The sequence below is a fragment of the Cupriavidus sp. C3SS-1 genome (assembly GCF_057073755.1).
In genome coordinates this window covers 503,043-514,997 of the sequence record NZ_CP172700.1, presented here as the reverse complement: position 1 = coordinate 514,997, position 11,955 = coordinate 503,043, and the positions used below count along the sequence as shown (strand labels likewise).

The 11,955-nt window shown below is 61.1% G+C and carries 12 protein-coding genes; 5 read left to right on the top strand and 7 right to left on the bottom strand.

The genetic code is table 11. From position 1 onward, the window contains the following. Positions 1-25: 25 nt before the first annotated feature. From ACIGJC_RS18370 to ACIGJC_RS18345, 6 genes are all read right to left on the bottom strand, one after another. Positions 26-997: a sulfurtransferase gene (locus ACIGJC_RS18370; protein ID WP_483713514.1), complete on the bottom strand. Its 972-nt coding sequence runs from the start codon at positions 995-997 to the stop codon at positions 26-28. Next, the gene (locus ACIGJC_RS18365) at positions 973-1,677 is read right to left on the bottom strand and encodes a DUF6969 family protein (protein WP_483713513.1); all 705 of its coding nucleotides are present in this window, start codon (positions 1,675-1,677) and stop codon (positions 973-975) included. Before ACIGJC_RS18365 ends, ACIGJC_RS18370 begins: the two co-directional genes overlap by 25 nt. A 311-nt stretch (positions 1,678-1,988) precedes the next feature. Continuing rightward, positions 1,989-2,627 (bottom strand): DUF6691 family protein, encoded by a 639-nt coding sequence (locus ACIGJC_RS18360; RefSeq protein ID WP_483713512.1) that lies wholly within the window; start codon positions 2,625-2,627, stop codon positions 1,989-1,991. Further along, on the bottom strand, positions 2,624-3,151 hold the full coding sequence (locus ACIGJC_RS18355) for a YeeE/YedE thiosulfate transporter family protein (RefSeq protein WP_483714464.1): 528 nt from the start codon (positions 3,149-3,151) through the stop codon (positions 2,624-2,626). The genes ACIGJC_RS18360 and ACIGJC_RS18355 overlap by 4 nt, the downstream gene beginning before the upstream one ends. Before the next feature lie 17 nt (positions 3,152-3,168). Continuing rightward, the gene (locus ACIGJC_RS18350; protein ID WP_483713511.1) at positions 3,169-3,747 is read right to left on the bottom strand and encodes a hypothetical protein; all 579 of its coding nucleotides are present in this window, start codon (positions 3,745-3,747) and stop codon (positions 3,169-3,171) included. A 21-nt stretch (positions 3,748-3,768) separates the two neighbouring features. Then, complete coding sequence (locus ACIGJC_RS18345; RefSeq protein WP_483713509.1) at positions 3,769-4,632, bottom strand: sulfurtransferase; 864 nt, start codon at positions 4,630-4,632, stop codon at positions 3,769-3,771. 520 nt (positions 4,633-5,152) lie between these two features. Between ACIGJC_RS18345 and arsD the strand changes: the two genes are divergently transcribed. From arsD to ACIGJC_RS18320, 5 genes are all read left to right on the top strand, one after another. Beyond that, positions 5,153-5,518 carry an arsenite efflux transporter metallochaperone ArsD gene (gene arsD, locus ACIGJC_RS18340; RefSeq protein ID WP_483713508.1) on the top strand — a complete coding sequence of 122 codons (366 nt, stop codon included), beginning with the start codon at positions 5,153-5,155 and terminating at the stop codon, positions 5,516-5,518. Between the two features lie 12 nt (positions 5,519-5,530). Next, complete coding sequence (gene arsA, locus ACIGJC_RS18335; protein ID WP_483713506.1) at positions 5,531-7,318, top strand: arsenical pump-driving ATPase; 1,788 nt, start codon at positions 5,531-5,533, stop codon at positions 7,316-7,318. A gap of 8 nt (positions 7,319-7,326) precedes the next feature. Further along, complete coding sequence (locus tag ACIGJC_RS18330; protein WP_483713504.1) at positions 7,327-7,461, top strand: hypothetical protein; 135 nt, start codon at positions 7,327-7,329, stop codon at positions 7,459-7,461. Positions 7,462-8,466: 1,005 nt separating this feature from the next. Continuing rightward, the gene (locus ACIGJC_RS18325) at positions 8,467-9,129 is read left to right on the top strand and encodes a sensor histidine kinase (protein ID WP_483713503.1); all 663 of its coding nucleotides are present in this window, start codon (positions 8,467-8,469) and stop codon (positions 9,127-9,129) included. Beyond that, positions 9,129-9,773, top strand: a complete 645-nt coding sequence (locus ACIGJC_RS18320; RefSeq protein WP_483714463.1) for a response regulator — start codon at positions 9,129-9,131, stop codon at positions 9,771-9,773. The genes ACIGJC_RS18325 and ACIGJC_RS18320 overlap by 1 nt, the downstream gene beginning before the upstream one ends. Before the next feature lie 61 nt (positions 9,774-9,834). On the opposite strand, the gene ACIGJC_RS18315 is transcribed toward ACIGJC_RS18320, so the two are convergent. Continuing rightward, on the bottom strand, positions 9,835-11,862 hold the full coding sequence (locus ACIGJC_RS18315; protein ID WP_483713501.1) for an eCIS core domain-containing protein: 2,028 nt from the start codon (positions 11,860-11,862) through the stop codon (positions 9,835-9,837). Between the last annotated feature and the right edge of the window lie 93 nt (positions 11,863-11,955).

Here is an 11,955-nt window from a genome sequence, read left to right as displayed (position 1 = left end):
CTGCAGGCCAAGGCGCGGGCCCCGCTCAGCGTTCTGGAACACTCACGGTTGGCCGATTTTCCAGCGTCCATTCAATCATCGAGCCATCATATAGACGGACCTGCGGAATCTTGAGGATTTCCGACATCACAAACCAGGCGCCGGAACCAAGGTGTCCGGTGTTGCAGTATGTGATGGTGGGGCCAGCAATGCGTACGCCAGACTCTGCGAAGATGGCTTTGTAGGCAGCCGGCGAAAGAAATTTCGCAACCCCGCCTTCCGTTTTTAACTGGACATCCGGTGGGAACGGACGAGCTCCGGGGATATGCCCATACCCCTTGACGTCAGCTCGCTTCACCAACCCATAGAATTGGGGCAGGTCGCGAGCATCCACCAACTGAGTTCCATCGTCCTTGACCGCTCGAGCCACATCTTCCGATTCCGCCAGCAGGTCCTTGTTCTCACCTGTGCTGACCCAGTTCCCTTTCACAGGCACATTGGCTGCGTTGCTTACGGCGCGCCCTTCCCTGAGCCAACCGGCTAGTCCGCCATCGAGGACAGCCAAATTCTTCTCACCGTAATACTTGAACTGCCAGTAGAGCCTGGTCGCCTGCTCGACATCCGAGGGATTCTCACCCACCGGAACAAGAACGATTGACTTATTCGCCACGACACCGGCGGCTTGCATCAATTTCTCGAACTCGGCCTTCTCCGGGTTCATGAACTTCAGAGTCAGGTTTCCAATCTTTCGGTCAGTCCGGATGGTCTGGAAATCCACGGCCAGTGCTCCGGGAATATGCCCGCCCGGCACGACCATGACCTTGCGCCCGGTCTTCGCGTCCGTCTCGTAGACGGGTTGTGACGCGAAAGATTTGGTATCGCTCCGGATATCGACTATCTGTACCTCACGACCATGTTGCGCCAGCCACGCTGCGTTGACTACCGGCCCCGGCAGTTCGAGCGCCAGAGCCGTGCCAGCCGCAGTTAAGCCAATCAACAGCAGGCAAAATCCTCGCATGGTGAGTCTCCTTCTTTTTCAATGTCAGCCCATCTGGCACTGAATTCTGCGTCGATTTGCAGCAGGCGCTCGGGGACATTAACTGGAACCTCGGTAATGAGGTGGAGGCTTCTGTCTTCCAGAGCAGTCTCGCTTCCATGCCTGCGCGCATGCGCGGTCATGATGGCATCACGCTGCTCCAGCAACGTCCCGATACTGTCTCGGTAAATGCATATCATTGCGGTCAACCAGCGTGCGACCGGCGCCAGTCGGCCTGTGGTTGCGAGGCCGAAACCGTCCAGCATCCGCGCCAGGCTTGATGCGGGAAGCCAGTCCTCCCCCGTGACCCAGCGATTGGTCGTGAACAGCCGAAGCGCCTCTCCTCTTGCCGCGATGGAGATGCCCGCCAGATGGCTGTAGCCGCTTCGTCGCCCCCTTGTGCCGCCGCTCGGAACAAACAGGTGGAAGTGTCCATGCTCGTCCTTCATGCTCTCCGACGCAGAGTGGGCGTGATAGTAGGCAATGGCCCCAGTTTCCTTATCCCGGATATTGGCGGCGGGATAGTGGTTCCATTCGACGAAAACCCGGCTACCCGCGAGTGCCGCGAGCGCAATACTCTGCCCCCGCCTGGCGTAGCTCGCCTGAATATTCAGCAGACTTTCGGCAGCCAGATAACGGCGGCCGAGTTCGCTCGCGTCCATACCCGTTCAGCGAGTGGGAGCGCAGGGACTACCTTGGGTTACCGGGCCACGAGGCTTTGACGGCGCGCATGGATTCTGCCCCGTGCTGCGTTGCCCCGGAGCGCACGGACTGCCCGAGGTGCCTGCCCTCGTCCGACCTTTGGGTGTACCTGGGCTGGCCATCTGCCCACTCCCAGCCTGGGGAGAACTGCTCCCGCGTTGTGTTGCCGTATCGGCGGCTGTAGCAGCGGGAGCCGCTGCTGCACAACTCATGGCGATCGCGAGGGCCTGCACTGCTTGCGTCAACCTCCGCCCGGGCATGTTTGCCGATTTCATAAGCGTACCCCAGTCGATGAAGTGTTTCGCGCTGGTGTGTCGGTGGCCATGACCTGTTCTGCCGTCATGGGCCCGTTAAGGCGACGCTCGAACCGAGCGCCGAGCCTGAACAGCAAAAAGGCGATGGCAATTAGTGCTGCCAATATCAGCCACGTTGGAACGCCGAGCGCCTCTGGCAACGTATCCGCGCCGCCGGTATCGCCCAGGCTGGTCCAGCCGCCGATCGCAGGAAAAAATGAAGCAAACGAAGCTGTGCCGATGACCATGCCGACTCCGAAAAGAAGGGCATCGACACGCCCGGAAAGAAGGCCAACAACAGAGGTTCCGGGGCAGTAGCCACCGATTGCGAAGCCGGCTCCCAGCATGGCCCCACCAATTGCCACGCCCCCCAGATAGGCGGGGGGGACGAACACCTTGCCCACATCAAGGACATCAGCCTGCGCAAAAAAATGCAGGCCGAGCGCGGCGACGACGATGGCCGTAAACATGACTTTGAAGACGGACCAGTCGGACAGCCTGAACTGCGCAGTCAACTTGCATGGGCTTCCGAACCCTGCGTTTTCCAGGACGTATCCGAACAGGAATCCGCAGAGTAGCCCCGATGCAAGGCCTATATCGTTAGCGGGAAATATCATTGCGGACCTCCTTTCACCACGCGGCTGACGATGAGGCCTGCCACAAAGAACGCCAGCAAGAATACAAAACCGGCCACACCAAGAACTGCAGAGCCGGATAACCCCATCCCGCTGGTGCACCCGGAAGCAACTCGGGCACCAAATCCCGAGAGGGCACCGCCGACAACGGCAAGGAGGCTACGGCCTACGGCTCCGTACGGCCGCCTGCCATCCAGGTGGATGCGAAAACGGCCAGCGCTCCAGCTTGCACATAGGGCTCCAAGCGCTACCCCAAGAACCTCCCATGTAATCCAGTTCGCGAGTGGATTGCCAGATCCCAGGAGCGGACCGAGGTATTCGTTGCCTTGCGTGGCCGCAGGTGCGAGTTCCCCACCTAGCCAGGCAGCAAGACGGGTCGTGAAGCCAGACGCGCCAAGCCCGTGCCCGGTCAGCAGGAAAGTCAGGAGTAAAACAAGCCCCAGCGCAACGCCCGCAAGCAGAGGTGACCAGAAGGGGCGTATCCGCCCGGACGCTGCTTTGACCATGGTTGACGTCATTGGGGTTACCGCGGCACCTGCCTCCACATCTGATGGTTAAGCATCATTTGCTCCATCATAAGGTAGTGAAGGTCTGCGTATTGGTCCGACATATACTGCCGCTCTCTCACCTGCTCCGGCGTGAGCTTGGAATAGTAGCCCCCCATCCCTTGCCACCCCATCCCAGGCCCGCCCATCATGCCCCCGCCGTGCATTCCCGGGCCACCCATCATGCCGCCACCCCGCATTCCGGGTCCTCCCATCATTCCGGGCCCCCAAAGCCCACGCATCATGCCCATCGTGGCCTGCATCGTCGTCCAATGGTCCTCAAGCAGTTTCTGTCGCTCCTTCGGGTCCTGGGTCTGCCGAATCTTTTCCATCTCGTCCTGCATCTGCTTTATGTTCGCGCGGACCTGCGCCACCTGCTTGTCGAACTCAGCTACGTTAACCTTCTCTTGAGTCGTTTGAGCGCCCTTGCTCGCGGGCTTCGCTTGCTGTGCGAGCGCGGGAGCAGTAGAAAGTACCAACGCGGAAAGAACGGATATCAGAGTTACATTTTTCATTTTCTTCTCTTTCATATCGTTGAGATAAATTCGGTTTTCCATGCGGCATGAGAGGTCATTGACCTAGTACGGCAATCCCTCTTCGATAGGCAGGGAGGGGTCCCTGGACCATTCATTCCACGAGCCGAGATAAAGGCGAACGTCCCTGATACCGGCCTCCTCCAGTGCAACAAATGTATTGGAGGCTCGCGCCCCTTTGAAGCAGAACACAACAACCGGGGTATCAGGACGAATACCCACGGTGGCACACTCGGCAAGAATTTCTGCGGGCGACTTGAACATCTGCCCAGCGGGGGTCGGCTTCATCATTCGATACCACTCCAGCCAGACGGAGCCGGGAATGCGGCCTTTTCGGGGGCAAAAATCCTTGCCATAAGGAGACGAGCTTGCGGCAATCCATTCATCGACGTCGCGTACATCGAGCTTCACGATGTGCGGGTCTGCAACGGCGTTCTTCATTCCAGCCAGGTCGACAAGGATGCTGCTGCCTGCGCCCGTATCTGGGGGAAACTCGGAAGGAGTCGGCGCAGGGACTTCGGTCGTGCTTGGCAGCGCGGCGGCACGCCATGCACTGTAACCGCCGTGAAGTACCTTGATTTTGTCGCGGGGATAGCCGAGATGTCGGAGCAGCACATAACCCCGACAGGACTGGCCAAATCCAGTTGTCATCGACTGTTCGTAGATGACGGCCGTCTCCTGTCCTGACAGTCCAGCCTTCGCAAATGCCGCAGCAAATGTTTCGCGCAAGGTGGCAAGACCTTGTGGTGTTGTGGTCGCCAGATAGGTAAATATCTCATGGATATTCACCGCGCCTGGCAGATGGGCTTCGGCGTAACTTGCTGCGTCTCTTGTGTCGATGAGTACGACCGGCCCGGACTTCACTAGCTGCGCCAACTCCGCCGGTGAAATAAGAACTCTCTCGTGCATGGCAATCTCCCACCTGACTTGGCCGGTGTTTGGTCCGAAGACAGGACCACATGTCGACGTGGCGCGGCGCCTACCGATTGAATCTAGGCGAAGACGGATGGACCACTTTGATGCTCATCAAAGTAAAACCCAGTGGGAACCCTTCTGAGGCAGTAGCGCCACCGGGTACTGCGGACTGACTTGTTTCGTTAAGAACGTGGCCGACGCTCGGGCGGTCAAGAATCGCTCTCACCTTACAAGTACGCGAACGCCTGGTTGTTCCATCCTGCGGGGGACGGCGGCCCAGTGCAGTTCCTTTTGCGGCTCGTCGCTATATCCCTTCTTGATTCACCTCCTCGACGTCGCTCGCCCATTTAGGGGTGAGGCTGATTTATGCCGCAACCCATACATTCTGGCGAATTCGCCTGAGCGATTCACCCAAGATTTGTTTTTCCGCAACTGCTTGGCGCCCTTGCCGCGACATGCTTGTTTTGTTGGCTGTTGCCCGCAGCCTCGTCCAAGACTCCGAAAGGAAGTCATCATGAAAAAGCTGGAAGTGTTTGACCCCGCCATGTGCTGCTCGACTGGCGTCTGCGGCATCGACGTCGACCCCGTACTGGCTCAGTTTGCAGCGGACCTGAAGTGGGTCGAAGAGCATGGCGTCATGGTGGCGCGCTACAACCTGGGCCAGGAGCCGCAAGCGTTCGTGGCCAACCCCGCCGTGGTCAAGGAGATGGAAGGCGGCATGGACCGCCTGCCTATCATTGCCGTCGATGGCCATATCGTCTCCACCGGCATGTACCCCTCGCGCCAGCAACTGGCGCAGAAGCTCAACATCGCGCTGACGACCGCCGAGAAGCCCCGCGTCAGGCTGGGCGGCTGCACTCCCGGCTCCGGCTGCTGCTGAAGCGGAGGCGCTATGTCCATGCCTTCGACCAGTACCCGCTACCTGTTCTTCACCGGCAAAGGAGGGGTCGGCAAGACCTCGCTGTCCTGCGCCACCGGCCTGGCACTGGCCGAATCCGGGAAGTCGGTGCTCATCGTCAGCACCGACCCGGCGTCCAACCTGGACGAGGTACTAGGCGTGGGCCTGAGCCAAGTGCCGACGGCCATACCCGGGGCCAGCGGTCTGTTTGCGCTGAACATCGACCCCGAAGCCGCGGCACACGCCTACCGCGAACGCATGGTGGCGCCCTACCGAGGCATCCTGCCGGCGGCGGCAGTCCAGAGCATGGAGGAACAATTCTCCGGCGCGTGTACCGTCGAGATTGCCGCGTTTGATGAATTCTCGAAGCTCCTGGGTGACCCATCTGCCACGGCCGAGTTCGACCACGTTATCTTCGATACCGCCCCCACTGGTCACACACTGCGGCTGCTGACCTTGCCTTCGGCATGGGACCAGTTCATCTCCTCGTCCACGGGCGGCGCCTCCTGCCTCGGTCCACTGGCCGGCCTGGAAAAGCAAAAAGCGCTGTATGCGGCAACCGTCGTGCAACTCTCCAGTGCTGCCGAGACAACCGTTATCCTGGTTGCCCGGCCCGATACCGCGTCGTTACGCGAAGCCAACCGCACACGCGCCGAACTGGCCGACCTCGGAATATGGAATCAGAGCCTGGTGGTCAATGGCTTGTTCTCGGATGCATCCTCGGATGACCCGATTGCGACCGCCATGGCGCAGCGAGCGGCCGAGGCGCTGGCAAACATGCCGGTGGAACTGGCTGGATTGCCACAGACACGCATTCCCTTCCTGCCGCGCGGGACCGTCGGCCTGGAGGCGCTGCGCGAGATGGCCCACCCGGAGACCGTTGCGCCTCCGACCGGCCATGAGACGCCCGAAACTAGCTTACCGCCTGGTCTGAACGGTCTGGTCGAAAAGATGGCCTGCGCCGGCCACGGCGTCATCATGACGATGGGCAAAGGTGGCGTGGGCAAGACCACGGTAGCCGCAGCCATTGCCGTTGCACTTGCAAACAAGGGCCACCCGGTTGTGCTGTCGACGACCGACCCGGCCGCACATATCGCTGCCACGATCGACGGCGCGATTCCAGGCCTGACTGTGAGCCGTATCGACCCGCCCCAGGAAGTGCGGCAGTACACCGAAGAGGTGCTCGCCAAGTCCGGTCAGCAACTGGACGCCGCCGGGCGTGCGATGCTCGAAGAAGACCTGCGTTCGCCATGTACCGAGGAGATAGCGGTGTTCCGGGCTTTTGCGCGTACGGTGGACGGAGGCAAGAACGGATTTGTCGTGCTGGACACGGCCCCCACCGGCCACACCATCTTGCTGCTCGACGCAGCCGAGGCGTATCACCGCGAAGTAATGCGCACCCAAGGAGATATGCCTGAGGCCGTCCGACAGCTGTTGCCGCGCCTGCGCGACCCTGACTACACGCGGGTGCTCATCGTTACGTTGCCGGAGGCCACACCGGTTCACGAGGCAGAGCGCCTCTGCAACGACTTGGCGCGCGCAGGCATTAAGCCTTATGCGTGGGTCATCAACCAGTCGCTCCTCGCGAGTGGAACGACCCACCGTGTACTGTGCCAGCGCGGTGCCTATGAGGTGCCGTTCATTCGCCGTGTCGCGGACCAGCTGTCGCGTGAATGCGCGCTCATACCGTGGCTCGCCGAGGCCCCGGTCGGGCGAGCGGGCCTGGAACATCTGATCACTCGGCAGCATTACGGCGAGGCGCAATTGTCTTCAGTGAGGTAACACCCGCCATGGTCAATGCCGACATGACCAAGTCGGTCGGCATGGTCGGCGCCATCGACCAACCGACGACCTTGCGCGAGTGCAAAGCGCCGAACGGCCGTTTCACCAAGCTCCATCGACCGGCAAACGTCGCTGACCGATAATCCTTGGTCTCACACCATCCGTACTACTTCCAGCTTGATGCTGGCGTCAAACTTTCGGCGCTTGTCATCTATCTTTTTTCCTCGTCGATTCCGGATTGTCCTCCTATCGACCTGTCCGAGGAAATTAGACCACCACAGTCCAAGTAAGACAGCGCCGGCCCGAACTGTTAAGTTCCGAAAAGATTCACTGGGGACTGCGACAACTTGATGACAAACACGCAAGTCATAGCCTGCCCTTCGGGGAGGGGACCGTGAGTTCCGAGCATGAAATTGAGAAACAGCCTATACCGCTTCTACCAACACCAGGCTCGCAGTTGTTGGCGCCTGTGTACCAAGGTCACCGCCTGATTAAGGTGTCTACGTTCGCTCCGGCATGGAAGACTTTTTTGAATCCGTCCTCTGACGCATTGCGCCGAAGGCTCGCCCCCCATTTGGGTGCAAAGTGCGCAGCGGCTCGCCGCGAGGCATCCCCCCGTTAATGGGTTAAGTTGCCAGGCGATACCCATCCATTAAACAATTCTTAATTCTCGCTTGAATAAAAAGAAATGAAAAACTGCTAACCACCCCCTTGCTGCGGTCATCTTCAAAGTGAAATCGGCATGTATAGTTAGGTGCGGACGATGCCGTTGGGCCCGCGTGGCTTGGCCCTGTGTACACCGATCCGGCAGAGATAAGAATTCCGGCAGCTGGCGCCTGACGCGCCGACACTAAGACTGGCCGGAGCACAAAAAGAAATTTTCGGGATGACGGAACATGGTGAACGGGACAACGCATGCGAAGGCATTGCAGATCGATCCAATGCGCGCACAGCCTGGCCTATGCGCGGGCCATCCCGCTACTGCACAGCAGTTCGTGCTCAAATTGCGCCCGAAGCGCTCACGCCGCACGCGGCCTTTCGCCACGCTCCCCGACAAACCCGCAATTTCGGCGAAGCCCACATTACCAGCGATACTCAGGCGCCATGGAGCGACGGCCACTGATGCTCCCCGCCGGGCATTCGCCTGTATGCCCGCCGCGGGCCGACGCCGCGCGCGCGACGAGTGCGGCGAGTTGGCGCGCGCGCTGCACGACGACCTCGCGCAAATCCTCTCCTATGCGCTGATACAGCTGGACATTGCCCAGGCAGCGTCACCCGATGCCATGCCATGGCGCGACGCCGCGCTGCGGCACAGCCGCGACCTGATCAAGGATGCCTTGCGTACCACGCGCGATGTGATTGGCGGCCTGCAGGACGTAGCCCAGCCCACCGCCCCTACCTTCGATGCGCAATGCGTGCTTCTGGCCGCCGAGATGGGCCGTCTCACGCGCCGGCCCATCGACTTCGATTGCGCGCCGATCACGAGCACCCCGCCCGCCTCGGTCTGCAAGGTGCTGCTGCGTGCCGCGCGCGAGCTGCTTGCCAATGCCTGCAAGCATGCGTCCGGTGCGCGCATCGTGTTGACCCTTCGGCAGGAGACGCACCAAGGTGTCGCATGGACGGTGCTGACCGTCCGCGATAATGGCCCCGGCTTCGATCCCGCCGTGCTGCGCACGGATCAACGCGGCCATTTCGGGCTGCGTCGCCTGCCGGCCATGCTGCGGCAGATAGGCGGTTCGTTCACGCTTGATACCCGTCCGGGTACCGGCGTGTGCGCGCAGATCCGCTGGGCCCACGCCGAGAGGACGTGATGAGCATCCGCGTGGTGGTCGCCGACGATCACGGGATGATCCGCGAGGGGCTGGTCTCGCTGCTGCAGCGCGAAGCCGATATCAAGGTACTGGCCCAGGCCTGCGACGGCATGGAACTGCTGCATCTGGTGCGCTCCCACCATCCCGACCTGGTCATCCTGGACCTTGCCATGCCCGTTCTCAACGGCATCGAGGTCATGCGCCGCCTGCGCGCCGATGAAACGCCGTGCAAGCTGCTGTGCCTGTCCGTGAACAATCAGCACCGGGACGTCATCGCCGCGCTCGATGCGGGCGCCTCCGGCTATGTGCTGAAGGAAAACTCGTATGACGAACTGTCGCGCGCCATTCGCCGCGTCATGGCCAACCAGATCTACCTGAGCGGCGAACTGCTCGGCGGCGTGCTGAACGCCGTGCGCCAGGCGGCCACGCCCGAGCCCACGCAATGCCTGCCACAGCTCACGGCCCGGGAACGCCAGGTGGCGCAGCTGTTTGCCGAAGGCCATAGCACCAAGTCGATCGCGCGCATGCTGTTCCTGAGCGACAAGACCATCGCCAGCCATCGCGAGAACACATTCCGCAAGCTCGGCATCCACAGCATCGCGGAACTGACGCGCTACGCCATGCGCGAAGGGTTGAGCCAGTAGTCACCGTGAGCATGAGGCATGCTGAAACAGGTGCGATCAGTGCAAGACAGGAAACAGCCGACTAAATGTCCTTCGCATCCTTCGCATCCTTCGTGTCCTTCATTTCCTTCGCGTAGTCTTCGGAACTTGTAAAATTCGGCTTGCCGACACGCGCGCGGATGTAGCCCAGGTGCCATTGCGAGTACTCGTCCTTCAACGCTGCCTCGCTCACCTCGTCGCGCGCCACACGTGCGCTCACGTTCGGCCCTTCCTTGCCGCTTCCCGCCTTGTATCCGTCCATCACCAGCTTCGCGCTCGAACAGCCCTTCTCCGCGGCACCAGTGGGATTGGTCGGCGCCTTGTCCTTCAGGGTGTCGTCAAACGCTTGCCAGTACGCACTGTAGGTACTCGCCTGGGCCTGGAAAGAGGCGAGGCCCGTCAGCGGAGTCTTCGTCCCCATGGCCTTCCCGTAGCCTCCCGACGAATGGTGTTCTATCTCCACGACCCATTCAGGCTTGATGTGCTCGAGATACAGTTCCCGATTCTTCCTGACGCTGGCGCCATACTTGTATTTGTTCTTGCTCGTTTCTCCGACGTCCGTGCTCAGTTTCTTCACCTTCTCGGTGGACGGGTTCAGGGATATGAGGCCTTGATCGCTGTAGTGATTCAAGAACAAGACATCATCTGGCACTTTCGCCAGGTCGATCTTCAGGCGGAAACCATCGGCTTCGCGAAAGTTCTCTCCCGCATTGCCGACGGTGCCGCCCACCTTTTCGCTCGAAGTCAGGCTGACACCGCGTTGCTCGGGGCTGCTCCCAAGCTTCTGGTGGGCCATTGCGATCTGCACGGGAGTCAGATTCGAGGCCTTTCCTCCACTCGCCACTTCATCGAGGACCTTTGGGGTGGATATCGCGGGGCCGCCCCGCTCGCCACCGGCCTGCAGGTATTGCTGGAATCTTCCCGTCATCTTCTCAGTCTTGAAGAAATCCATCATCTGGTAGTAATTCTTCTCGACATAGGCATAGCGGCGCGTCTTCACACCCCTGCTGTCATTGACGTACTCCTTGACCTCTCCCTCGGCGGTCCTGAGATCCTTGAGCCCTTTCTTGAAGAAGGTGTCCCGTTGCCCCGGCGTCTTGGCGTTCGCCTCGTAGGCATTCGCGCCGAAGAGCAAGGTGGCGACCTTCACCGGCGCGGCCATGCCTTTCCCTTGATAGGAGATCACGTTTGTACCCGCCGCATAGGTCAACCCGGGTTTCAGCCTGGCCACGAGCAGGTCCTTTTCGTCGCCTAGGGCGTCTAGCGCCGCTGCATACGACGTGTTCGCGCTTCCCCCACCCTTGTACTTCGAGCCCGAGATGTTCGCGTCCATCCACGTGGTTTTCTGGATGCGTCTTTCCTTCTTTGCCTCGGCCCAGGACTCCCTGACGAGCTGGATTCCCGTTGATATATTCGCGTCGCCGCCGTCTTCCCCGAACTGGAACGCCAGCTTCACTCCGCCGGACCCCTTGGCTTGCACGACGGGGGCGGCGGCCGACGACCCCGGCTGCAGTGCAGGGCTCTGCATCGAACGCAGAGTGCCAAGCCCGGCGCCCTGCAGGACCGCTCGCGCGCCCATCCCGTCCGCTTCCTTTTCCAGCGCCGCGTCGTCGTTCAGGCCGACGCCCGCCATCTGCGTGGTTGCCCTCACGCGTCCCTGCCGCTGCTGCACGACATGCCATGCCTCATGGGGCAGGTGCTTTTCCTGGCCGGGGCCCATATGGATATGGTTGCCCTGCGCGTAGGCAAACGCATTGAGCTGCGCTGGCTGCGCGGAGTTGTAGTGCACCCGCACATCGTCCATGGCCATTCCGGAAAGTGTCTCGATGCCGGACTTGAGTGCCTCGGGCATGCCGGTCCGGTTGCCGCTCGCGCTCGCCGGCGCACCCGGCGCAGTTTCCGCGCCCAGGCCGTTCAGGCGCGCCCGCTGTGCGGTCATGCGGGGGCTTTCCTGCACGGTGGTGGCGTCGACACCGTGCGCGCCGGCGGACGACCTGGACTGCTCCGCAGCTTCGCCAGCCCGCTGGACCGGTCCCGCGGGGTCCTGGACTCGCTTCTCGTAAGCCTTCATCGTGAAGTCCTCTTGCGGGAACGGCCGAATGAAAACGTCAGCACCGCTCGATGGCAGTGGATAAGCGGTTGTGCATGTGCCGGACTACCTGAC

What these genes read in the sequence shown, in the direction of transcription:
- arsA (WP_483713506.1), top strand. Translation starts at nt 5,531, where the DNA reads ATGTCCATGCCTTCGACCAGTACCCGCTACCTGTTCTTCACCGGCAAA.
- ACIGJC_RS18365 (WP_483713513.1), bottom strand. Translation starts at nt 1,677, where the DNA reads ATGGACGCGAGCGAACTCGGCCGCCGTTATCTGGCTGCCGAAAGTCTG.
- ACIGJC_RS18360 (WP_483713512.1), bottom strand. Translation starts at nt 2,627, where the DNA reads ATGATATTTCCCGCTAACGATATAGGCCTTGCATCGGGGCTACTCTGC.
- ACIGJC_RS18320 (WP_483714463.1), top strand. Translation starts at nt 9,129, where the DNA reads ATGAGCATCCGCGTGGTGGTCGCCGACGATCACGGGATGATCCGCGAG.
- ACIGJC_RS18350 (WP_483713511.1), bottom strand. Translation starts at nt 3,747, where the DNA reads ATGGAAAACCGAATTTATCTCAACGATATGAAAGAGAAGAAAATGAAA.
- ACIGJC_RS18330 (WP_483713504.1), top strand. Translation starts at nt 7,327, where the DNA reads ATGGTCAATGCCGACATGACCAAGTCGGTCGGCATGGTCGGCGCCATC.
- ACIGJC_RS18315 (WP_483713501.1), bottom strand. Translation starts at nt 11,862, where the DNA reads ATGAAGGCTTACGAGAAGCGAGTCCAGGACCCCGCGGGACCGGTCCAG.
- ACIGJC_RS18370 (WP_483713514.1), bottom strand. Translation starts at nt 997, where the DNA reads ATGCGAGGATTTTGCCTGCTGTTGATTGGCTTAACTGCGGCTGGCACG.
- arsD (WP_483713508.1), top strand. Translation starts at nt 5,153, where the DNA reads ATGAAAAAGCTGGAAGTGTTTGACCCCGCCATGTGCTGCTCGACTGGC.
- ACIGJC_RS18345 (WP_483713509.1), bottom strand. Translation starts at nt 4,632, where the DNA reads ATGCACGAGAGAGTTCTTATTTCACCGGCGGAGTTGGCGCAGCTAGTG.
- ACIGJC_RS18355 (WP_483714464.1), bottom strand. Translation starts at nt 3,151, where the DNA reads ATGGTCAAAGCAGCGTCCGGGCGGATACGCCCCTTCTGGTCACCTCTG.
- ACIGJC_RS18325 (WP_483713503.1), top strand. Translation starts at nt 8,467, where the DNA reads ATGCCCGCCGCGGGCCGACGCCGCGCGCGCGACGAGTGCGGCGAGTTG.